19 protein-coding genes are annotated in these 24,416 nt (G+C 36.6%); 6 read left to right on the top strand and 13 right to left on the bottom strand.

Annotated elements, in window-relative coordinates; translation table 11 throughout:
- Positions 1-33 precede the first annotated feature (33 nt).
- The 3 genes from LPC21_RS03475 (at position 34) to LPC21_RS03465 (ending at position 3,037) form a co-directional block, all read left to right on the top strand.
- The gene (locus LPC21_RS03475) at positions 34-936 is read left to right on the top strand and encodes a hypothetical protein (RefSeq protein ID WP_229318118.1); all 903 of its coding nucleotides are present in this window, start codon (positions 34-36) and stop codon (positions 934-936) included.
- A gap of 1 nt (position 937) precedes the next feature.
- Positions 938-2,482 carry a vanadium-dependent haloperoxidase gene (locus tag LPC21_RS03470; protein ID WP_229318117.1) on the top strand — a complete coding sequence of 515 codons (1,545 nt, stop codon included), beginning with the start codon at positions 938-940 and terminating at the stop codon, positions 2,480-2,482.
- A gap of 108 nt (positions 2,483-2,590) precedes the next feature.
- Positions 2,591-3,037, top strand: coding sequence for a DoxX family membrane protein (locus LPC21_RS03465; protein ID WP_229318116.1), 447 nt, complete (start codon positions 2,591-2,593; stop codon positions 3,035-3,037).
- Positions 3,038-3,096: 59 nt separating this feature from the next.
- Here the strand turns inward: LPC21_RS03465 and LPC21_RS03460 are convergent, their stop codons facing one another.
- The 7 genes from LPC21_RS03460 to LPC21_RS03430 all read right to left on the bottom strand — a co-directional run bounded on the left by LPC21_RS03460 (position 3,097) and on the right by LPC21_RS03430 (position 14,072).
- Positions 3,097-3,378 (bottom strand): F0F1 ATP synthase subunit delta/epsilon, encoded by a 282-nt coding sequence (locus LPC21_RS03460; protein ID WP_229318115.1) that lies wholly within the window; start codon positions 3,376-3,378, stop codon positions 3,097-3,099.
- A gap of 74 nt (positions 3,379-3,452) precedes the next feature.
- Positions 3,453-4,964 carry a F0F1 ATP synthase subunit beta gene (gene atpD, locus LPC21_RS03455; RefSeq protein WP_229318114.1) on the bottom strand — a complete coding sequence of 504 codons (1,512 nt, stop codon included), beginning with the start codon at positions 4,962-4,964 and terminating at the stop codon, positions 3,453-3,455.
- Positions 4,965-5,175: 211 nt separating this feature from the next.
- Positions 5,176-6,735: an SGNH/GDSL hydrolase family protein gene (locus LPC21_RS03450; RefSeq protein WP_229318113.1), complete on the bottom strand. Its 1,560-nt coding sequence runs from the start codon at positions 6,733-6,735 to the stop codon at positions 5,176-5,178.
- A 28-nt stretch (positions 6,736-6,763) separates the two neighbouring features.
- Entirely contained in the window at positions 6,764-9,580 is a 2,817-nt protein-coding gene (locus LPC21_RS03445) for a TonB-dependent receptor domain-containing protein (protein WP_229318112.1), read from the bottom strand.
- A gap of 238 nt (positions 9,581-9,818) precedes the next feature.
- Positions 9,819-11,666 carry a glutamine--fructose-6-phosphate transaminase (isomerizing) gene (gene glmS, locus LPC21_RS03440; protein WP_229318111.1) on the bottom strand — a complete coding sequence of 616 codons (1,848 nt, stop codon included), beginning with the start codon at positions 11,664-11,666 and terminating at the stop codon, positions 9,819-9,821.
- Positions 11,667-11,675: 9 nt separating this feature from the next.
- On the bottom strand, positions 11,676-13,244 hold the full coding sequence (locus LPC21_RS03435) for a BamH family beta-barrel-assembly machinery protein (RefSeq protein ID WP_229318110.1): 1,569 nt from the start codon (positions 13,242-13,244) through the stop codon (positions 11,676-11,678).
- Between the two features lie 21 nt (positions 13,245-13,265).
- The gene (locus LPC21_RS03430) at positions 13,266-14,072 is read right to left on the bottom strand and encodes a glycogen/starch synthase (protein ID WP_229318109.1); all 807 of its coding nucleotides are present in this window, start codon (positions 14,070-14,072) and stop codon (positions 13,266-13,268) included.
- 106 nt (positions 14,073-14,178) lie between these two features.
- On the opposite strand from LPC21_RS03430, the gene panC reads away from it, so the two are divergent.
- The 3 genes from panC (at position 14,179) to radA (ending at position 16,883) form a co-directional block, all read left to right on the top strand.
- Positions 14,179-15,027, top strand: a complete 849-nt coding sequence (gene panC, locus LPC21_RS03425; RefSeq protein WP_229318108.1) for a pantoate--beta-alanine ligase — start codon at positions 14,179-14,181, stop codon at positions 15,025-15,027.
- Between the two features lie 14 nt (positions 15,028-15,041).
- Positions 15,042-15,392 carry an aspartate 1-decarboxylase gene (gene panD / locus LPC21_RS03420; protein WP_229318107.1) on the top strand — a complete coding sequence of 117 codons (351 nt, stop codon included), beginning with the start codon at positions 15,042-15,044 and terminating at the stop codon, positions 15,390-15,392.
- A gap of 129 nt (positions 15,393-15,521) precedes the next feature.
- Entirely contained in the window at positions 15,522-16,883 is a 1,362-nt protein-coding gene (gene radA, locus LPC21_RS03415; RefSeq protein ID WP_229318106.1) for a DNA repair protein RadA, read from the top strand.
- Here radA and LPC21_RS03410 read toward each other — a convergent pair.
- The 6 genes from LPC21_RS03410 to LPC21_RS03385 all read right to left on the bottom strand — a co-directional run bounded on the left by LPC21_RS03410 (position 16,872) and on the right by LPC21_RS03385 (position 24,401).
- Entirely contained in the window at positions 16,872-17,492 is a 621-nt protein-coding gene (locus LPC21_RS03410; RefSeq protein ID WP_229318543.1) for a lipoprotein signal peptidase, read from the bottom strand. The genes radA and LPC21_RS03410 overlap by 12 nt on opposite strands.
- A gap of 115 nt (positions 17,493-17,607) precedes the next feature.
- Positions 17,608-17,988, bottom strand: coding sequence for a TraR/DksA family transcriptional regulator (locus LPC21_RS03405; RefSeq protein WP_229318105.1), 381 nt, complete (start codon positions 17,986-17,988; stop codon positions 17,608-17,610).
- A gap of 7 nt (positions 17,989-17,995) precedes the next feature.
- Positions 17,996-21,397, bottom strand: coding sequence for an isoleucine--tRNA ligase (ileS, locus tag LPC21_RS03400; RefSeq protein WP_229318104.1), 3,402 nt, complete (start codon positions 21,395-21,397; stop codon positions 17,996-17,998).
- Between the two features lie 133 nt (positions 21,398-21,530).
- On the bottom strand, positions 21,531-22,244 hold the full coding sequence (gene recO, locus LPC21_RS03395) for a DNA repair protein RecO (protein ID WP_229318103.1): 714 nt from the start codon (positions 22,242-22,244) through the stop codon (positions 21,531-21,533).
- A 105-nt stretch (positions 22,245-22,349) separates the two neighbouring features.
- On the bottom strand, positions 22,350-23,693 hold the full coding sequence (gene gdhA, locus LPC21_RS03390) for an NADP-specific glutamate dehydrogenase (protein WP_229318542.1): 1,344 nt from the start codon (positions 23,691-23,693) through the stop codon (positions 22,350-22,352).
- Between the two features lie 252 nt (positions 23,694-23,945).
- The gene (locus LPC21_RS03385; protein WP_229318102.1) at positions 23,946-24,401 is read right to left on the bottom strand and encodes a DinB family protein; all 456 of its coding nucleotides are present in this window, start codon (positions 24,399-24,401) and stop codon (positions 23,946-23,948) included.
- Positions 24,402-24,416 lie beyond the last annotated feature (15 nt).

The following is a 24,416-nucleotide window of genomic DNA, read 5'->3' as shown; positions in this document are numbered from 1 at the left end:
CTAATAAATTCTACAATTAAACTATACTAACAAATGAAACAAATTTACTTCTGCTGTCTTCTTTTAGGCACATTATTAGCCAATGCTCAAACCGAAATTGACGGTATTATGATGAGCAAAAAACAACTTTGTACGGGTGCCGTTTATCAATACAGTTCTTGGGATAACTATTGGGAAGGCACCTTTAAAAGAAACAATCAAAATTTAGGAACCGTTTCAAACAACAATATCAGTATCAATGCTAACTATGGTGTTTCTGACAAATTGAACGTAATTGTGAGTTTGCCTTATATTGCTACCAAAGCTTCTGCGGGAACATTGAAGGGCCAAAACGGATTGCAAGATTTCTCTGCCACTATAAAATATATGCCCATTGAAAAAACGATTGGTGGAGCGACCTATTCGTTATATACGATTGCAGGTATTTCGGTTCCGACAACCAACTATGTCGCTGACTTTTTACCATTAAGTATTGGATTACAAAGTAAAACAGGAACTTTTCGTTTGATGGGAGACTATCAAAGAGGCAACTTTTTCACTACGCTTTCGGGTGCGTACATGAAAAGAGCTAAAATTACAATAGACCGAAACGCTTACTTTACCACTGAAATGATTCACTCTAACGAAGTTGCTATGCCCGATGTTATCAATGTCAATTTCAGAATGGGTTACCGTTCTAGTCGTTTGATTGCCGAAGCATTTGTTGACAATCAAGTAACTCAAGTTGGATTTGATATTACCAAAAACAATATGCCCTTCCCAAGCAATGCAATGAATGCTGTTAAAGTGGGTGTGCACACCAAATATACTTTTCCAAAAAAACCAGAGCTTTCTCTTGTGAGCGGATTCAATCGTGTATTGGACGGACGCAATATAGGACAAACCAATGCAGTGTATGCGGGATTCTTTTATATTATCAACTTCAACAAAAAATAACATGAAAAATATAGTTATCACTCTTTTTGCCCTTGTTTCATTAGCCTCACTTTTTTCTTGTAGCAGTGAAATTTATGATCGTTCTGAAAATTATCCAATGCTAATTCCTACTAAAAATGATGATCTAGCGGGAACATGGCGACCAATTTTACTGAGCGCTCCAGATGAATTTAGTTTGGAGGCTCCCGTAGCGACTTCTAATGCGGCATTTACTAGAGAAATAAACGAAATTAAAAGCTATCAAGCCAATATTACTGCCGAACAAAAAGCAATTATAAAATACTGGAGCGCAGGAAGTGTATTGCGTTGGAACGAAATCATGCGCACCTTAGTGGCTAAGCACAATTTACCTCCTTACCAAAATGCTGATGGTACCTACCCAACCCCATCTTCAGCCAATCCTTTTGCAAGTACTCCATTCCCTTTTTCAAATCCCCCATATGCGGCACGTGCCTATGCCTATGTGAGTGCAGCGCAATATGATGCTTTAGTAGCCACTTGGCATTATAAAAAATTATACAATAGAGTAGCTCCGTATGTAGCAGACAATACTTTGAATGTGTTAATTCCAAAGAGCAGCTTGCCTTCTTACCCTTCTGAAGATGGCGTATTAGCAGGAGTTACTGTGGAGTTATTGAAATTATTGTTCCCAACAGAAATTGCTTATATCAATGGCAAAGCCGAGGAGGAAAAATTATACCGAATTATTAGTGGAGCTAACGTGCGTAGTGACATTGATACTGGAATTATTTTAGGTAGAAAAATTGCCGCTAAATACATCACAAGAGCCGCTGGTGACGGAATGGGAGCTGCCGTTGGGAATCAAACCCTTTGGACCCAATTACAAACCCAAACAAGCGCTACAGGAGAAACACCATGGTTGTCTTTGGACTTACCAGCTAGACCGCCAATGTTACCTTTGTTTGGAAATGTTCGTTCGTTCTTAATGTCGCCTTCAGATATATTAGCAAGCCGTCCTGTTCCACCACCATCAACAAAATCAGTTCAATTTGCTAACGAGTTAGCCGAGGTAAAAAAGTTTAGCCAAAATGCCACTCGAAAAGAAATGGAAATTGTAACCTTTTGGGCTGATGGAGTAGGAACCTATACACCGCCAGGACATTGGAATGCTATTGCAGCAGATGCCTTTGTACCACAAAATTATAGTGAAGTGCGTTGGGCAAGAAATATGGCGCTATTGAATCTTACTTTGATGGATGCCGCTATTAGTTGTTGGAATACCAAATACTATTATTTTAATCCAAGACCAACACAAATGGATACCTCCATCAAAACCTTGACAGGTATTCCTAATTTCCCTGCTTATGTATCGGGTCACTCTACTTTTAGTGGAGCGGCGGCGACAGTATTATCTCATATCATTCCTGCTAAAGCAACTGAATTTAAAGCCTTGGCCAAAGATGCCTCTAACTCTCGTTTGTTTGGAGCCATTCACTATCGTAGTGATTGTGAGCAAGGATTATTGCTTGGAGAAACCGTAGGTGGATTTGCTGTTGCAAGAGCTCGTATTGACGGTGCAGAATAAATTACCTATAAGTTGAAAATTAAATAAGTGGTTTGTTTTATTTTCAACGAATCTCAAGCAAATAGAAACTATTTGCTTGAGATTTTTTAATTTTTAAATCTGTTTCTCATGACACAACATTTCAACTCCTTCTATAGTTCCTTTAGTGAAAAAATTGAACGACATAGCATTATCATAATGCGAATCGCTTTAGCCATTGTTTACATTTGGTTTGGCGCATTAAAAATAATCGGTATAAGCCCTGCAGGTGATCTAGTAGAGGAAACTGTTTTTTGGTTCAAGCCGGAAATTTTCATTCCAGTACTTGGACTGTGCGAAGTACTAATTGGATTAGGACTATTGATCAAACGATTAGTGCCGCTAACCATAGTATTATTGTTGTTGCATATGATTGCTACTATTTTCCCATTATTTATTTTAACAGAGGCTTGTTTTGATGCATTTCCGTACCGTCCAACTCTAGTAGGTCAATACATTATCAAAAATCTGGTTTTGGTTGCTGGCGCTTTGGTTATAGCAGGAAAACACAATAGTAATTATTGCTCTCAACAGTAATGGTATAAAACAAAAAAGCCTAACAAATGTTAGGCTTTTTTTATACATCTTAATTCGTATTAGTCCGCTAATAGAATTACTTTATTGTCTTTCATTTCGATTGTTCCTGACTCCACTGCTAAAGTGTACAATTGGTCATTTACTTTCGTTAATTTAGCTGATGCTTCTTTAGAAAGCGTAAAACTTGGCGCTGCAATTTTTACAGTCCCTTTCTTAAGCAAAGAAACAATTGGCGCGTGATTGTTCAAGATTTGAAAATCTCCATCAACTCCTGGGAGGTATAATGAAGTAATCTCTCCTGAAAATAACTTTGCCTCTGGTGATACTATTTCTAAAATCATTTTTTTAGTGATTAGTAACTAGTTCTAAGTGATTAGTATTACCTTAATAATCCTAATTACAAAGTGCTAATTGATTACGCTTCTGCCAACATTTTTTCTCCAGCCTCAATTGCTTGTTCAATAGTCCCTTTAAGGTTGAAAGCAGCTTCTGGCAAGTGATCTAATTCACCATCAATAATCATGTTAAATCCTTTGATAGTATCTTTAATGTCAACTAATACCCCTGGAATTCCTGTAAATTGCTCCGCAACGTGGAATGGTTGAGATAAGAAACGTTGTACACGACGTGCTCTAGATACAGATAATTTATCTTCTTCAGATAACTCTTCCATACCAAGGATCGCGATGATATCTTGTAATTGTTTGTATTTCTGTAGAATCTCTTTTACTCTTTGTGCGCAATCGTAGTGCTCATCTCCTAAGATTTGTGGCGTTAAGATTCTTGAAGTAGAATCCAATGGATCTACCGCAGGATAAATACCTAACTCAGCAATTTTACGAGACAATACCGTTGTTGCATCTAAGTGAGCAAATGTTGTTGCTGGCGCCGGGTCAGTTAAGTCATCCGCTGGTACGTAAACCGCTTGTACAGAAGTAATTGATCCTTTGTTTGTAGAAGTAATACGCTCTTGCATAGCTCCCATTTCAGTGGCTAATGTTGGTTGATATCCTACTGCAGATGGCATACGACCTAAAAGTGCCGATACCTCAGAACCTGCTTGTGTAAAACGGAAGATGTTATCCACGAAGAACAATACGTCTTTCCCTTGATCTGATCCAGCTCCATCACGGAAATACTCAGCGATAGATAATCCAGAAAGTGCTACACGAGCACGAGCTCCTGGTGGTTCATTCATTTGTCCAAAAACGAAAGTAGCTTTTGACTCTCTCATTCCTGGCATATCTACTTTAGACAAATCCCATCCTCCATTTTCCATAGAGTGCATGAAATCGTCTCCGTATTTAATAATTCCTGACTCTAACATCTCACGAAGTAAGTCATTTCCTTCACGTGTTCTTTCTCCTACTCCTGCGAATACTGAAAGTCCACCGTGACCTTTTGCAATATTGTTAATCAACTCTTGAATCAATACTGTTTTACCTACTCCAGCACCACCAAACAATCCAATTTTTCCTCCTTTTGCATAAGGCTCAATCAAATCGATTACTTTAATACCTGTAAATAAAACTTCAGATGAAGTTGATAAATCTTCGAATTTTGGAGCAGCTCTATGGATTGACAATCCATTTTCTCCTGTTTTTGGTAAGTTTCCTAAACCGTCAATAGCATCTCCAATTACGTTGAACAAACGTCCGTAAACGTCTGGACCAATTGGCATTTGGATTGGATTACCTGTTCCTACAACTTCATAACCTCTACTCAAACCATCTGTTGAGTCCATCGAAATGGTACGAACGGTATTTTCACCAATGTGTGATTGTACTTCAAGAACCAAGATGGTTCCATCTTTTCTTGTGATTTCTAACGAATCATAAATTTTTGGAAGTTCAACATCTTTACCGTTGAAAACAACGTCAACTACTGGACCAATGATTTGGGCAACTTTTCCTATTACTTTAGACATTACTTATGTATTTATTAAATAGCTATTTAGGTTTATGAAATGGACTTAACCGAAAGTCCTCGATTAAATACTTTTTACAGAGTGCAAAGATAATTTTTAAAATATAAAATCAATAATTTTTTTTAAAAAAATCAGGGTATTTTTCCTGTAAATAAAAAAACCACTACTTAAGTGTAGTGGTTTTTTATTTTGAATTATGTAAGCAATTTGATTACAAACTAGCTGGGAATAAAATTCTGTATTTTCCAAGGTCTACTTTCTTTAAAGTAGAAGAATATTTTGAGTTAATTGCATCTATAAATGCATTAGCAATAAGCGCATATCCTCTTGGGCTTGGGTGAACTCCGTCTAAAGAGAAAGAACCTCCAAAAACATAAGAAGAGGTCATTGTAAAATTATTTCCTACAATTCCTGTAGTTGATAATTTATCCATGATTGCTTTTGCATCCACAAAAGCTAAGCCTTTAGCATCTGCTATAGCTTTAATACTTACATTATAAGCATCTGTAGCAACTTTAATTTCAGCTATCTCAGACGGAATTAACACATGCGTATCTTGCAACGGAAATGTGATTCCAAATTTATCTAATGGAGATGGTGGCGCGATACCTAATCCAGAGTTAGTGGCAGTTGGAGCAGCACCAATTGCAGATTGCGTTGGCAACAACACTAAGTCTGTAGCAGTTGCTTGACGCGCTTGACCAAAAACAGCTCCATAAAAAGCCGCCGTTTGAGCCCCTAATGTTGGAGTAAAAGCAGCTGTTAATTGTGCTGATAAGTTAGGCAATGATTCGTCTTTAATAAGAACAGGATTGGCTACTGTAGTAGAAAGCAAATTGATTCTATCACCTGCTCCAAAATAGGTTAATGCAGATTTTAAAGGACCGTATAATAAGGTATTCAATTGTGTAATTGTTGCTTGACCAACTGCTACGTTACCGCCACCAAGTACTGATGTAGATAATGGATTAAAAGGCACTGTCGTAAAATAAGGCAATGTACTCACATATGGTAAATTAGCCACAACTCCTTTAGCGCTATTAGCTGTTAAATTGGTAATTAATGCATTATAAGCATATGCAAAAACTCCTGGGTCAGTAATATCATTTGAACCATATGATGAAGGATCTACATTTCCTGTTCGATTGACACCAATTCCTCCAGAGGTAGCATATCCTAATACATCATTACCTCCAATCCATAAAGAAAAGAAAGTAGGTGTTTGGGCTACAGCATCAGCTAAGACAGTTGATGTAGCAGAAGTTGCAAAACGAGCATAATATGGATTAGCCAATCCTGCAGCTACACCAGCAACATTTCCATAACCAGCCGCAACTAAATGGTAACTTTTAGCACCCGGCACACCTAAATTATTAAACGGCCCTGTTAACTTCGTTGCTACATTTGTTGATGGCGCACCTGAAACAGCAACTGGAGCCGATCCGTTGAAATACAAACGTTGTCCTGCTATAACATTCCCTCCTAATAAAAGTCCGCCTATATTATCTGCCATTAATGGCGTACTAAACGCACCCCCTCCAGCAGCAGCAAATTGCTGAGCCAATATATTGGGATAGGCGCCTTTTTGACCTTCAACAAACAAAGCCCCATCACTATATCCTGCGGCAAATGAATCCCCAAGAGCAACATATTTTGTAAAATTAGCCGACCCTGCCGAAACAGGTTCCTCCAGTACAAGTATATCGTCATTATTAGTACATGCTACAAAGGTCAATGAAACCAATAATAGCCATTTGAAATTTTTTATCATAATTGTATTTTTTTAATTAATAGTCAAATTATGGATTAATAGTCCATGAAGCGAAATATTGTTGACCAATTGATCCTGCTCCTAATACCTGAATGTATTCTTTACCTCCAATATTAGCTGCTCCAATTTTTAGAGTTGATTTTAATTTTGGGAAAACATAGTTTACCTGAGCGTCAATAACTGTAGCTGAAGCAATCATGCCATCTGCCATTGTAGATTGCCATAAGTACTCACTATTCCATCTTCCGCTTACATTAAATCCAAAATTTTCAAATAATTTTTCATTACCAAATGAAGCTTTAACTCTGTGTTTAGGAGTGTTAAATCCTGCTTCAAAACTTGCGTCTTGAGATTGATCAAAATTAAATTCAGCATAATTATAATTCACACCTAATTCAAAGTCTTTGTACACTTTTTTAGCTAATCCTAAACCAAAACCAAGTGACTTGATTTCTACTTTTGTATTAGTATATAATTGGAATGCTCTATAATTACCGTTTGTTAAAGCGTGAAGTGATTGTGTACCTAAATCAGTTGCTCCCCCAGCTGGATTTGGAGCATCTTGTGCTTTACCATATAATGGCGCCACTACATTTAAGTTTCCAATAAAGTTATTATATACATTATAGTAACCATTAATATCTACAGACATATCTTTAATAAAAGAACGGTATCCTAATTCGATTGCTTTTACTTCTTCAGGTTTTACAAAAGCTAAATTGGTTTTTTTCAATAATGCAGGATTTCCTGTTGCTGTAAGCGCTGCAACTGAAGCTGCAGTATAAGAATTATTGTAGGCATTCAACCCCGTAATATTAACCGATGTTCCACCAGCAAAAAACTGACCTGTTGTCGTTGAAACTGGTAAAGTTTCTTTATATCGTGTCAAGTTATCAGGAGCTGATCCTAACAAAATTGCACTTCCAACATTAAATCCAATATACTGATCTTGAGTAGATGGATTTCTAAAACCTGTTTGGAATGACGCTCTGAAATTGTGTTTTCTACTTTCTCCAGCAGAATACACTAAGGATACTCTTGGTGAATAATTTCCTTCGAAATTTTTAGATTTATCATAACGAATAGATCCCGTAAATTTCAATCTGTCATCCACTAATTTTTTTGTTAATTGAGTATATGCACCATATTCATTGTAATTGATTGGTCCATCAGCATCAGTATAAATTCTACCTGAAGAATTCAATTGATACGCTCTAAACGATCCTCCAACTTGAATCTCAGCAAATTTGATCACGTCTTTAAAGTTGTAATTAGCATCAGAGTGGTAAATTCTTGAATTATCCACTAATTTAGATCCAGAAAGTACACTGGCTTCATTGGTAACTTTATCAAAGGCTGTTTTAAATCCAGCTGAACCCGGTAACAATCTTCCTGTATCTGCAACTGATCTAGCCACTTTGTGCGCGTTTTCAGGAGTCATACCTCCTAAAGTTGAAGAAATATATGCTCCTGCATATTCTCCAAACCATTGGCTATCGGCTTTCCATTGACGGTTCACATTAATCCCTGTGAACAACATATCGTATGATTTACCACCATCTTCAGTAGTAGTATATCCTCTAACAAAAAAGTTTTTCCCTTTGAACTCCAATTTATGTTGTTGCATAAAAAAGTTATTCAAATAATATCTATTGGCTCCTTGATACACAGCGTTACCAAAACCAAATTTACTTTGCCAAATTACTTCTAATTTCTCATCTCCAAATGGGCGTAAATGGAAAGAGAAATCAATTTTTGTATTGGACGCTTTATTATCTGTCAAATCAATCTCATTGTATCCCGTTCTACTTACATTGGTGTTTGGCAATAAATTTACAGCTCCTGCAGGGATTCTTCCCATTGAAGCCAATGCATTACCTACTCCTTTAATATTAGTAGACACTTCATCTCCATAAACGTTAATACCATCATAATTAATATGACCTCTATCGCGTCCAAAAGTTGTTTTATCATCATAATTAGTTGCATACCAATCGGTCGCTTTCATGTAAGTGAAGTTGGCTTTAGCTGCAAAATAAGGACTAAAAGCTTTAGCCATTCTAACACCATAATCTAAATAATCATTAACCCCAGCCGCTTGTTGACTAGTTTGACCATATTTAGCATACGCTCTAATTCCTTGACTTGTAAATGGACTTTTACTATTCATGAACAAAATTCCATTAAACGCATTGGCACCATACAAAGCAGATGAAGCTCCTGGAAGCAATTCCACACTCTGAACATCAATTTCAGAAACACCGATCATGTTTCCAATCACAAAGTTCAATAATGGAGAAGAGTTATCCATTCCATCCACTAATTGCATGAAACGAACGTTTGCTACAGTAGCAAAACCTCTTGTGTTTATTGATTTGAAAGACATACTACTTGTGTTCATTTGAACCTCTTTCAAGTTTTCTAATCCCTCGTAAAAAGTGGCCGAAGCTGTTTTCTTGATATCAGCAATACCCATTCTTTCAATGGTTACAGGAGATTCTAAAACACGCTCTGGAGTTCTAGATGCAGAAACAACAATTTCATTTAATTTTGTTTCTTCATCTTGAAGCGTTACACTCACTTTTTGATTAGCGGTTGTAACACTAATTTTTTTAGATCCGAAACCTAAGGCAGAAATTTCAATTTGAAATGGTAATTTTTGAGACGTGTTTAAAACAAATTTTCCGTCAAAATCACTAATTGCCCCTGAATTGGTTCCAACAACTTTAATGTTGGCTCCTGGGATAGGTTGTTTTTTACTGTCTGAAACAGTACCTGAAATTGAATTTTGAGCAAATGAAATGCTACAAAAAAACAAGGTCAAAAAAAGTAAGTATACTCTCATTGGTTAAAATTTTGTTGGTTTATGCGACTAAAATACAAATATTTTTGACTATTACTAAAATTGCGCTGTAAAAATTTCACATTTGTCAACTAATGTTACTCATTTTGACTAATCTGTATTTGCTATCGATGTTGTTTTTAAATGAGATGAAGCTAATTAGATTATATAAATCAAAATTACACCAAACAAAAAAAGCAAGTAAAAACTTGCTTTTTTATATCTATTCCATTTGAATTAATTATTCCACCGTAACTGATTTAGCCAAATTTCTCGGTTGGTCCACATTACAACCTCTCATTACCGCTATATGATAGGATAATAATTGTAATGGGATTGTTGTGATTAATGGCGATAAAGCATCTGATGTTTCAGGAATTTCGATTACATAGTCTGCTAGTTCACGTACTTGTGTATCTCCTTTTGTTACCACAGCAATTATTCGTCCACTTCTTGATTTAATCTCTTGGATATTACTTACAATTTTATCGTAATGACCTTGTTTAGGCGCAATAACTACTACAGGCATTTGCTCGTCAATCAAAGCGATTGGGCCGTGCTTCATTTCGGCTGCAGGATAACCTTCAGCATGAATGTACGAAATCTCTTTTAACTTCAATGCTCCTTCTAAAGCAACCGGGAAATTATACCCTCTTCCTAAATACAAACAATTATGTGCGTCTTTGAATGTTTCCGCAATTTCTTTTGTTCTATCATTCGTTTGTAACGCTTCTTTCACTTTCTCAGGAATTATTTCTAATTCTTGTAAGTAGTGATGGAAATCTGATTTAGATAAAGTCCCTTTGGCTTTAGCCAAACGCAACGCAATCATTGTCAAAACTGTAATTTGTGTTGTGAATGCTTTTGTTGAAGCTACACCAATTTCTGGTCCTGCATGAGTATAAGCTCCCGCATGTGATTCTCTAGATATAGACGAACCAACAACATTACATACGCCAAATACGAAGGCGCCATTTTCTTTGGCTAATTTTATTGCAGCCATTGTATCGGCTGTTTCTCCTGATTGAGAGATTGCAATTACAACGTCTTTTTTACCGATAATCGGGTTTCTATATCTAAATTCAGAAGCGTATTCTACCTCAACTGGAATTCTTGTAAATTCTTCAAAAACATATTCAGCTACTAAACCTGCGTGCCACGACGTTCCACAAGCTATAATGATAATTCGATCCGCATTCAGAAATTTTTCCAAATTATCTTCAACACCAGCCATTTGAATTAATCCTTCATTGGCGTGAAGCCTTCCTCTGTACGTATCTTTAATTACATTCGGTTGTTCGTAAATTTCTTTCAACATGAAATGGTCGTACCCTCCTTTTTCTATTTGCTCCAAATTCATTTGAAGTTCTTGAATATAAGGATCCACGATAGAGTCATCTTTGATTTTACGAACTTTCATCGGTTTGTGCAACCTGATGTTCGCCATTTCTCCATCTTCTAAATAAACCGCATTGGAAGTATACTCAATAAAAGGCGATGCATCCGAAGCAATAAAATATTCTCCTTCGCCCACACCAATTGCCAAAGGACTTCCTAAACGTGCGGCAACAATTTCATTTGGGGTTTTTTTGTCAAAAACAGCAATAGCATAGGCCCCAACTACTTGGTTTAAGGCTACCTGAACTGCTTTTCCTAATTTTAAATTTTCTTTTAGTTGAATTTCTTCGATCAAATTAACCAATACTTCTGAATCTGTATCTGAATGGAAAACGTATCCTCTTTTGATCAACTCTTCTTTTAATGGCGCATAATTTTCTATAATTCCGTTATGAATAATAGCTAAGTCCCCTGAATTAGAAAGATGCGGATGAGAGTTTACATCATTTGGCACACCATGTGTTGCCCATCGTGTATGACCCATTCCAATAGTGCCATTGGTAGTGATTTCAGTAGCTGCTTTTGCTTCAAGATCGGAAACTTTTCCTTTGGTCTTGGATAATTTCAAGTTTTCACCATCATATAACATGACACCTGCACTATCATAACCGCGGTATTCTAATCTTTTTAATCCTTTAATTACTATAGGATAAGCTTCTCTATAACCAATGTATCCAACTATTCCACACATATATTTAGTCTAATTAGGTTTTGTATAATAAATTTGAAGTTTCACTCTTTTATCTACTGGTACAGAAGGATGACTACCATACAATACTGTACCAAGAGGATTCATAACTGTAGCTTTGGGTAATTTTTTGGTAAAACTATTAGGCGTTTTTAATTTAGAAAAACCAGTCTCACCAATGTTTTCTGTAACTACTAAACCTAATTTCACATTTGTTGAATCGGCATATTTCACTAGATTACGAATTTGATTCGTAATTCTAATTTTATAGGTTTGACCTCTTCCGTTTGTTACAGCCTCTTTATTAATAAGTCCACTGAAAACATATTTTGATTTCTTAACATCTGTTGCATTTGTAACGTCTAAAAAGTAATCTACAACGGGACGGTTATTCGTTAAGTCATATAAATAAACGCGATTGGGTTCATTACTTGATGCCATTTTTTCAGCATCAATATGAAAAACTAAATTGGCTTCATTAATTAACCAACCTTTGGTACGAATTAAATTTAATTCGCCTGGTGTTTTGAACAAATCAATTACCGTCATTGCGCCTTCTCCACCCTTGAGATATAAACTAGCATCTCCCAATGAAGTGTTAGGGTTGTTCACTGCATTTGAATAAGCCGAATTAGTATTCGTCTGATCAAGTAAACTCACCGAATTTCCATTTAAATTAAGATCCAATGTTTTAGGAACTCTAGTAGTAACTCCGTTAGTAACTAAATCTTCTGTATAGCTAATTGTAATTTTACCTGCTTTGAAGTTCATCATTGCCATACTTCCTGCACTGCCAGAAACAGTTTCTATTTTAAAATACAACCCTCTAAAATACTCCTTAAACGCATCATTTGTTGCTAATTTAGCAGCGGGAGCATTCAATATTTTGGCAGCAAAAAAACTATTATTTAACTTTAAACGCATTGCTGGAACAGAACGAGCAAGAGTCGCTTTACCGTCTGAGGCAATTGTTTTTTGAACAATCTCTTTAGAATCAAAGAAGAAAGCATCATTTTGAGCAACGCTAGTTGCATTATTTAATCGAGAACCTATTTTAGCATTTTCAAATAGTGCTGTTTGATCTGTGTAAAAGGACTGACTTTCTGTAAAACTAGTAGAAGGATCAAGATCTCTCATAAAATAGTTAGACTCAAATACACTTAATTTTACTGGCGCTTGACCGCCATAAATAGAGTCCAATTCATATACATGACTTCCGTCTGTATTAGTTGTTTTTAAGGTACTAAAATACGGAACTGATAAATACACACTATCAACAACAGCATTAGTTCCAATTGTTGGTGCTAAAGCAGCTAAGTTCAATTGTGTAGCAAAATGAGCAGTAGTTTTTCCAAACGCAGGATCATTATAGATTCCTAAAGCATTTATTGGAAGATTAGTTGCGTCAACAGGTCCTATTTTTTGATTGTGTGCTACTACATCTGATGAGTATTGTAAAAAATCAAAATGATTTTCTCCTAATAAATCGGCGCCAATCGCATTGTATTCTTTGTCGCAAGAATATAAAAATAGAACACTAACAACAAAAAGTATTCTTTTAAAAAAAGAAGTGGTATGCATGTTTTAAATAAAGTTTAATTTCTAAAGAACCTCGTTTTTATAGAAGTTAGTATATGCCTCAGCAAATACTTCTTTCGATTGGAAAGGTAAAAAAGGTTTTCCTGAAGATTCTATAAATTTTGTTAAACTTGGCGATAGATTTTCAGAAGCAATAATTACAGCATCTGAATGTTTAACTGTTGCTTTAATAATGTTTTCATAGTCAGGAACTTCTAAGTCTAGAATTGACTCCAAAGGCACATTATCAAATTTAACTTTATTAATCATTTCAGCATCTAAAGTACCTTCGAAAGACTGACTGTATACCGATGTAACGATTTTAGTGTCAGAAAACAAAGCTTCGTTTTTATAAAAATGCTTCATATAAATAGGTAACATTGCTGCCATCCATCCGTGAACATGAATAATATCTGGAACCCAGTTTAATTTTTTAACCGTTTCTACAACACCTTTTGCGAAAAAGATAGCACGTTCATCGTTATCAGGATACATTGTACCTGCTTCATCAGTGAATGTTGCTTTGCGCTTAAAATACTCGTCATTATCAATAAAATAGACTTGGATTCTTTCTTTTGGAATGGATGCCACCTTAATAATCAAAGGCATATCCAAATCATTTACTACCAAATTCATTCCTGAAAGTCGAATTACCTCATGTAATTGATGTCTTCTTTCATTGATATTGCCATATCTTGGCATAAAAATTCTAATTTGTCCGCCTTGATCATTAATCATTTTCGGTACATCGTAGGACATCAAAGAAACCTCATTCTCATCAAGATAAGGAACAACTTCAGATGATACATATAATATCCTCTTGTCTTTCATAATATTGTATAACTATTTTATGGCAATAAAAACCGAGCAAATTTACAAAAATTTATGCACTTAATCACAAATATGTTAAATTTGCCCTCCATTTAAAACATCTAACATGCACATTTTCTACGGAAAAGCTCCATTAATAGCGCATTTAAATTCTTCTCAATTTATAGATTCGACTATTGGGTTTGTGCCAACAATGGGTGCATTACATGACGGTCACTTGGCATTAATGGAACGTTCCATCCGAGAAAATGGGTATACTGTAGTCAGTATTTTTGTCAATCCAACCCAATTTAATAATCCAGAAGATTTAGCTAAATATCCACGGACTTTAGAAGAAGACGTAAGAAAAATTACCGCTTTGAATCCAGAAATGATTGTATATGCTCCCTCTGTCGACGATATTTATGATGGCAAGCCCATTTCGCAATCTTTTGATTTTGACGGGTTAGAAAACCAAATGGAAGGCAAATTTAGACCCGGTCATTTTGATGGAGTGGGAACAATTGTGAAGCGTTTATTCGAAATTGTAACCCCAACCAATGCGTATTTTGGAGAAAAAGATTTTCAACAATTACAAATTGTCAAAAAATTAGTTGCCAAATACAGCTTACCCGTTACTATAATTGGCTGTCCTATTTATAGAGAGGCTAATCAACTTGCAATGAGTTCAAGAAACGAGCGTTTGACGTTAGAAGAACGAAATCAAGCCAGTGTAATTTATCAAACGTTGCTTCAAGCCAAAGTACTCTTTCAAAATGAAACCATAGAAAGTGCGATTCAATTGGTTCAACAAACATTTGAAAATCATCCGCTTTTTGATTTGGAATACTTTGTAATTGCTGATGAAGAAACGCTATTATCCTCTATTACTAAAGAAGAAAACAAAAATTATAGAGCATTTATTGCCGTTTTTGTTAACAATATTCGATTGATTGATACCATTTCACTAAATTAATTTACTTTTGCACCATGCAAATTCAAGTAGTAAAATCAAAAATACACCGCGTTAAAGTAACCGGAGCCGATTTAAATTACATCGGCAGCATTACTATTGACGAAGCCTTACTCGAAGCCTCTAACATTATTGAAGGTGAAAAAGTAGCTATCGTAAACGTAAATAATGGCGAGCGTTTTGAAACCTATGCTATTAAAGGAGAACGAAATTCAGGGACAATTACTCTAAATGGACCTGCTGCACGAAAAGTTCAAAAAGACGATATTATTATCATCATTTCGTATGCCACACTTGAGTTTGAGGAGGCTAAAACCTTTCAACCATGGATCATTTTTCCAAATGAAAACGACAATTCCTTAACTTAATTAAGGATCATATACATTTCCAAACCACTCTCAAAAGGAGTGGTTTTTTGTTTTATCAACAATCTATTTCCAATAATTTTTTTAGAACATACTTTACTGTAAATTTGAATTCAATTTATTCCAAGAATTATGTCGAAAGTTAAAACCACTTTTTTCTGTCAAAACTGCGGAACGCAATACGCCAAATGGCAAGGACAATGTAATGCCTGCAAAGAATGGAACACTATTGCTGAAGAAATTGTTCAGAAACAAGAAAAAGTAGCATGGAAAAGCGAACCGACAGCAGCTGGAAAAGCGCCAAAACCTTTGCGAATAAATGAAATCGATTCTACTCAAGAAATACGTTTAGACACTACAGACAATGAACTTAATCGCGTGTTGGGGGGCGGAATTGTTCCAGGCTCTTTAATCCTATTAGGAGGTGAACCGGGCATTGGAAAAAGTACGCTTTTGCTTCAAATATCCTTAAGTTTACCTTATAAAACGCTGTATGTCTCTGGTGAAGAAAGTCAAAAACAAATTAAAATGCGTGCCGAACGTATTACGCCAAATGGAGATAATTGCTATATTTTGACCGAAACCAAAACTCAAAATATCTTCAAGCAAATTGAAACGATCCAACCTGAAATAGTAATTATTGATTCGATTCAAACACTCCATACCGATTATATTGAATCGACGCCAGGTAGTATTTCTCAAATTAGAGAAACAACTGCTGAGTTGATTAAGTTTGCCAAAGAAACCAATATTCCTGTTATTTTAATTGGTCATATTACGAAAGACGGTACCATTGCAGGTCCGAAAATTTTGGAACATATGGTCGATACCGTTTTGCAATTTGAAGGCGACCGAAATCATGTGTACCGCATCTTGCGTTCACTGAAAAATCGTTTTGGTTCTACTGCCGAAATTGGGATTTATGAGATGTTAGGGAGCGGCTTGCGCGAGGTATCGAATCCATCTGAGATTTTGATTTCGCACAAAGACGAAGAATTATCTGGAACCGCTATTGCTACCACTTTAGAAGGCATGCGTCCTTTAATGCTAGAAATACAAGCCTTAGTAAGCACCGCTGTGTATGGAACTCCGCAGCGCAGCACGACGGGATACAATGCTAAAAGGCTGAATATGATATTGGCTGTTTTAGAAAAACGCGCTGGTTTTAGATTGGGAGCCAAAGACGTTTTTCTCAATATTACCGGTGGAATTTCTGTAGACGATCCCGCTATTGATTTGGCCGTTGTTGCCGCTATTTTATCTTCCAATGAAGATATTCCTGTCAATAAAGATTTTTGCTTTGCAGGCGAAGTAGGACTTTCTGGCGAGATTCGACCTGTAAACCGTGTGGATCAACGCATTCAAGAAGCTGAAAAATTAGGCTTTTCAACCATTTTTGTTTCCAAGTACAACAAAATTGCTTTGAAAGACACCGGCATCAAGATTCGCCTTGTAGCAAAAATTGAAGACGTGGCTGGAGAATTATTTGGATAAGACTACTTTTTGATGTGGTGGAAATGCTTTTTTATTAAAGAAAAGCAATATTCCAACTCCGGTTGAAATCGCTACATCTGCAATATTAAAAATGGCGTTGAAAAATGTAAATTCTTTGCCTCCCCATATCGGTAACCATGACGGTAAATTACCTTGCCAAATTGGAAAATAGAACATGTCGACTACTTTTCCATGAAACCAAGTTCCATAAGGTTCATTTGAAAACAAAGTAGCTACATTTTGTTGACTGTCGTCAAAGGTCACTCCATAAAAAACAGAATCTATAATATTCCCGAAAGCACCTGCCATAATCAACACGATGGCAACAATCAAATAATTTGAACTCTGTCTTTTTGTAATAGAATCCCACAACCAATACCCAATCCCCGCAACGGCGAACAAACGAAAAACAGTCAAAATTAATTTGCCATATTCGCCGGGAATTTTGGTTCCCCAAGCCATACCTTCGTTTTCTATAAAATAAATTTTAAACCATGAAAACACTTCCACTTCCTCTCCAAGTATGAAGTTGGTTTTAATATAAATTTTGGACACTTGATCTACTAAGAGTATAAGAACTACAAGTAAATAAGCGTTGCGTAAAGAGATTGAATTGTTTTTCATGCAGCAAAAGTAAATAATTTCCAAAAATAAAAATTCCAAATTCCAAGATTTCTATTGAGAAGATCTTGGAATTTGGAATAGTTAGCTAAAAAAGCTGTTTTTATCGTTGCATGTTTTTTGCTTCGATACTCATAGTAGCATGCGGTACGATCATTAATCTTTCTTTGCTGATTAATTTACCCGTTACTTTGCACACTCCGTACGTTTTGTTTTCTACACGGAAAAGTGCGTTTTTCAAATCGCGAATGAACTTTTCTTGACGAATCGCTAATTGCGAGTTCGCTTCTTTAGACATGGTTTCGCTACCTTCTTCAAACGCTTTGAATGTTGGCGACGTATCATCAGTTCCATTATTCAAATCATTCATATAAGCACTTTTGATCAAGTCTAAATCTTCCTGTGCTTTTTGTATTTTCTTTTGGATTAATACTTTAAATTCTGCTAAATCAGCTTCTGAGTATCTTGCAATTTCATCTACCATGACTCCGTTATTTAGTAATTATTATTCTCGTTTTTATATCGTCAAATTCTATTTCTAATCCGTTAGCTACCTCCTTTTCAAAAACCAAACTTTCCGTTAGTGTTTCTGACTTGATGTATTCTTCGTTTGCCTCAACTGCTGCTTGTAATTCGGCATTTTGTTGCAAAGTCACTCTAATCTTATCCGTTACTTCAAATCCTGAATCTTTACGAATATTTTGGATTCGGTTCACCAATTCTCTGGCAATTCCTTCTTGTTTTAATTCGGCCGAAATCGTAATGTCCAATGCCACTGTAATTCCATTCGAATTAGCCACTAACCAACCCTCAATATCTTGAGATGTTATTTCTACATCTTCTAATGTTAAAGATACAGTATTCCCTCCAATAACAATAGCCAAATTACCTTCACGCTCCAACTCATTAATTTGATCTGGCGTAAACCCCTGTATTTCCTTAGAAATCAAGCCCATGTCTTTGCCAAAACGAGGTCCTAATGTCTTGAAATTAGGTTTAATTTGTTTGACTAAAATCCCTGAAGCATCGTCTAAAAGTACAATTTCTTTTACGTTTACTTCGGCCTTAATCAAATCGGAAACCGCTTCAATTTCAGCTCTTTGACTGTTGTCAAGTACCGGAATCATTACCTTTTGCAATGGTTGACGCACTTTGATCATTTCTTTTTTACGAAGAGACAACACTAATGATGAAATCGTTTGGGCTTTTTGCATTTTGCTCTCCAACGATTTATCAACAAAGTTTTCAACGTATACTGGAAATTGTGCCAAATGTACGCTCTCAAAACCTTCTGAATGTGTCGCTTGTGTTAAGTCTCTGTATAATTTGTCCATGTAAAATGGCGCAATTGGTGCGGCCAGTTTACTTATGCTTAACAAACAAGTGTACAAGGTTTGATAGGCTGCGATTTTATCTTGCGCATACTCCCCTTTCCAAAAACGTCTTCTACACAAACGAACATACCAGTTACTCAAGTTTTCCTGAACAAAATCAGAAATCGCACGAGCCGCTCTTGTGGGTTCATAATCGGCATAGAAACCATCCACGTCTTTTATCAAGGTATTCAATTCAGAAATGATCCAACGGTCAATTTCTGGGCGTTCAGCCAAAGGAATCTCCGCTTCTGAATAGGTAAATCCATCGATATTGGCATATAAACTAAAGAACGAATACGTATTGTACAATGTTCCGAAAAATTTACGACGTACCTCAGCAATTCCTTCTAAGTCAAATTTCAAGTTGTCCCAAGGATTCGCATTGGATATCATGTACCAACGCGTCGCATCTGGACCGTATTCTTTCAAAGTTTCAAATGGATCAACGGCATTTCCTAAACGTTTCGACATTTTCTGCCCGTTTTTGTCTAAAACCAAACCGTTTGACACCACATTCTTGTAGGCAATTTTGTCGAAAACCAAAGTTCCGATAGCGTGTAAGGTATAAAACCAACCTCGAGTTTGATCGACTCCTTCTGCGATAAAATCAGCTGGAAACGATTTGTTTTGGTCAATCAACTCTTTGTTTTCAAAAGGGTAATGCCATTGTGCATAAGGCATTGCACCCGAATCAAACCAAACGTCAATCAAATCGCTTTCGCGTTGCATTGGTTTCCCTGAAGCCGAAACCAAGGTGATTTCGTCCACTACATTTTTGTGCAAGTCAATCAAATCATAATTGGCTTCCGACATATTTCCAATTTCAAAACCAGCAAACGGATTTGTTTTTTGGAAACCTGCAGCCATTGATTTTTCAATTTCGTGGTACAATTCTTCTACCGATCCAATCAAGATTTCTTCTTGTTTGTCTTCAGTTCTCCAAATTGGCAACGGAATTCCCCAATATCTTGAACGCGATAAATTCCAATCGTTCGCATTTTTCAACCAGTTCCCAAAACGTCCTTCTCCGGTTGCTTTGGGTTTCCAATTGATCGAATCGTTCAAGTCAAACATGCGGTCACGCACTTCGGTAATCTTGATGAACCAAGAGTCCAAAGGGTAATATAAAATAGGCTTGTCTGTTCTCCAACAATGTGGATAACTGTGGACGTATTTCTCTACTTTGAACGCTTTATTTTCTTCTTTTAACTGAATGGCAATTTCCACATCGGCAGAACGCTCTGGTGCTTCGCCTTCGTTATAGTATTCGTTTTTAACATACTTCCCAGACAAATCACCCAATCCGTTAACGAATTTACCTTGTAAATCTACTAAAGGAACTGGCGTGCCGTTTTCGTCTAAAACCAACATTGGCGGTATTTCAGGAGTAGCTTCTTTCGCCACTTTCGCATCATCAGCACCAAAAGTAGGCGCGGTATGTACAATTCCTGTTCCGTCTTCGGTAGTCACAAAATCTCCTGCAATCACGCGGAAAGCATCCTCAGCATTTTGATAAGGTAATACGAATGGCATCAATTGCTCGTAACGAATACCAACCAAGTCTGCTCCTTTGGCTTCTGCCAAAATTTGATATGGGATTTTTTTATCTCCTGCTTTGAAATTTTCAAAATCAGCAGCTTCTGCCGATTCAAAGAAAGTTTTACCGAATTGTTTTCCTACCAAGTTTTTAGCCAAAATGACATTCGATGGTAAAAAAGTATATTGGTTGAAGGTTTTCACCAACACATAATCAATTTTGGGACCTACGGTTAAAGCCGTATTGGATGGCAAGGTCCAAGGAGTTGTTGTCCAAGCCAAAACATGAATCTCTCCAAATCCTTGTAAAAAGCTTGGCAAGGATTCGGGTTTGGTTTTGAATTGTGCTACAATGGTAGTATCGGTTACGTCACGATAGGAACCCGGTTGGTTCACCTCATGCGATGACAATCCGGTTCCTGCTTTTGGCGAGTACGGCTGAATAGTATAGCCCTTGTACATCAAATCCTTGTTGTAGATTTGTTTCAACAACCACCAAACCGTTTCCATGTATTTGGGTTTGTAGGTCACATACGGATCTTCCATGTCGACCCAATACCCCATTTTTTCGGTTAGGTCGTTCCAAACATCGGTATAGCGCATCACGGTGCGTTTACACGCCTCGTTGTATTCTTCTACGGTAATGGTTTTACCAATGTCTTCTTTGGTAATCCCTAATTCTTTTTCAGTACCTAATTCTACAGGCAAACCGTGCGTATCCCAACCAGCTTTACGCTTTACTTGAAAGCCTTTTTGAGTTTTATAGCGACAAAAAATATCTTTAATAGCACGTGCCATCACGTGGTGAATTCCTGGTAATCCATTTGCCGAAGGCGGCCCCTCAAAAAACACATACGGTGGATTCCCTTCACGGGTAGTTACCGTTTTCTCAAATATCGTTTCTTTCTTCCAAAAATCCAGCACTTCATCTGCCGATTTTGGCAAGTCAAGTCCTTTGTATTCAGTAAATTTTGTGCTCATGGTATGCTTTTCTAAATCGAGTTGCGAAAGTAGTGAATATTAGTAAATAGGCAAAAGCGAAAGGGCAAAAGTTATTGCTGCTGATGAAACGAAGTTTAATGTAACAAAATATATTCCCCTTCTTCCAATGCCATTAGGCAAAAACCTCCTTTAAGACATCCAAAGATTTAGGTTTTCGAAAGCCATCCAAATGATAACTATAATAATCCATCAGCATTTTCAAGAGAAGTTGTCTTTCAATTACATGGAAAATTTTTTGATCTGAATCCCATTTTAAGTCAATCAGTTTTTTGAACAAAAGGGTTTCGTGTTCTGTTAACGAACTCACCGCGTGAAACGGTGAAAAAACACCTTCAACCAATTCGAAATACGACTGGTCTCTGTCTGACACATCGGGATAAAACCCAAAATATTTGGTCATTTCAAGTAATAAAATCAAATGAAAGTTGGCTATTTCGTTATGATTATCAAGCCATTGTAATGCCGCTTCTAGAAAATTAAAAAGCGCTTCATTTTTTTCTTCCTCGTGAATGGAATGATGCAAAATCTCGGACAAGAACAACACAATCGTACTTTTAACAATGTCAGTATGTATCGAATGAAAAGGGGTGGCAATTTTAATTTCTTTGAAGTTTTCCAAAGTGCCTTTGTTCTTGTGAACCGCTTCAATGTCCAAAATACTCAAAGGCTGAAAATACGCGATTTTTTGATTCGATTTTCGAGCTGAAAAAGCATCCCGAACAAAATAGGATTTCAAACCATGCGTCAAAGTAAAGCATTTTACAATCAGGCTTTTTTCCTGAAACTTTAATGCCGAAATAACAATCGCTTTAGTTTTGACTTGCATGAATTGGATATTGGTTTACAAATATAACACACTGAACCGCATAAACTAAAAAACCTTCTCCCGAAAAGTCGAAAGAAGGTTTTTAACATTTGAATTAATAGTCTTTTATACCACTCCTTGCGCCAGCATAGCATCAGCCACTTTAACAAATCCAGCGATATTGGCTCCTTTTACATAGTTCACATAACCATCGTCTTCTGCACCATATTTTTTACATTGATTGTGGATACCCACCATAATGTCTTTCAATCGCGCATCTACTTCCTCGCTCGTCCAATTCAAACGAATCGAGTTTTGCGTCATTTCTAAACCAGAGGCTGCTACTCCACCTGCATTCGCAGCTTTACCTGGAGCAAAAAGCACTTTGTTTTCTAAGAATAATTTAATGGCTTCTAAGGTACACGGCATATTCGCCGCTTCTGTTACACAAATTACCCCATTGGCAATTAAATTTTTAGCATCTTGCTCGTTCAACTCGTTTTGAGTCGCACATGGAATCGCGATATCTACTTTGGCTTCCCAAGGACTTTTCCCTTTGTGGAAAACAGCCTTAGGATATTTCTCTAAATAGGCCTCGGCTTTGTTATCACCGCGTGCTCTTAACTCTAACATGAAGTCGATTTTTTCGCCTGAAATTCCGTCTTGATCATAAATATAGCCATCAGGACCCGATATCGTAACCACTTTTCCACCTAGTTCGTTCACTTTTAAAGCAACTCCCCAAGCTACATTTCCAAAACCAGAAATAGCTACGGTTTTTCCTTTAATGTCTTGACCAATAGAATGCAACATTTGCTCTGTAAAATACACTACACCGTATCCGGTAGCTTCTGGGCGAATTAAAGAACCGCCATAGGCCAATCCTTTTCCGGTTAATACTCCCGTAAATTCATTGCGAATGCGTTTGTATTGTCCGAATAAGTAACCAATTTCTCTGGCGCCAACTCCAATGTCTCCCGCAGGAACATCCAAGTCAGGTCCAATATGACGACATAATTCGGTCATGAACGATTGACAAAAACGCATGATTTCTCCATCCGATTTTCCTTCAGGATCAAAATCAGAACCTCCTTTACCACCACCCATTGGCAGTGTAGTCAAACTATTTTTGAAAACTTGTTCGAAAGCCAAGAATTTCAATACCGATAAGTTCACGGTATGATGAAAACGAATTCCGCCTTTATACGGACCAATAGCCGAATTCATTTGAATTCTAAAACCACGGTTAACAATAATTTCTCCTTTATCATCTACCCAAGGCACTCTAAAAATGATCGAACGCTCTGGCTCGGCAATACGAAGTAAGATGTTTTTCCCGTCGTATTTTTTTCGTTCAGATATAAAAGGAATTACCGTTTCAGCAAATTCTCTAACGGCTTGAATGAATTCGGGTTCGTTTGGATTTTTGGCTTCCACCAAAGCCATAAATTGATTTATTTTTTCTTCCATGTTTAAGGACGCTTTTAAGGTCAATTTAATTGATTTTGTATCTGAATTCAATTGTAAGAAATCGATTTCGTAACTCAAACAAAGATAGATGTAATTGAAGAATAAATCAGCTCAATTTATTTAGTTTTTTTGAAGAATTATTGTTTTAACAAGCTATTTTAAAGAAATTTGCATTACCAATAATAAAATTTACGAAAACGATATAGTTTTCGCAATAATTGCAAAAAATCAATTGGTTTATTTTAGCGGTAATTAAAGTAATTTTGCCAAACTCATGCAAATTCCCAAATGAAGTCCTTCGTGAAAATTATTGTACGCCATGGCATGTTTAACATTTTTCAAAACAAAACCGCTAGAGGTAGGATATTCTGTAAATTGGGTAAATACCCCACTCCCATAATCGGCTTGCGTTTGATCAATAAGATCAAATAGTAAGCCTTTGATTTCATCCACTTCTGCTTGGGTTGCGGGTTGTTCTGGACGGGTGCCTTTTTTGTATTTGTCCACCAATTCGTCAGAAACCAACATGTTCAAACCTGAAAGTTTGTAAATCAACAACTGTTGCGTCACTACAACGTGAGCAACATTCCAAAATAAAGTGTTAGAAAATCCTTTCGGAATTGTATTGAGCTGTTCCAAGCTAAAGTCCTCAAGAAAAGGGGCGATTAATTTTCGGCTCGTTCTGTTCAGTTCGAATGTCTGTTCCATTGGGTATTGATTTGA

Source organism: Flavobacterium ammoniigenes (genome assembly GCF_020886055.1).
GTDB lineage: Bacteria > Bacteroidota > Bacteroidia > Flavobacteriales > Flavobacteriaceae > Flavobacterium > Flavobacterium ammoniigenes.
This window is presented reverse-complemented; position numbering and strand designations above follow the sequence as displayed.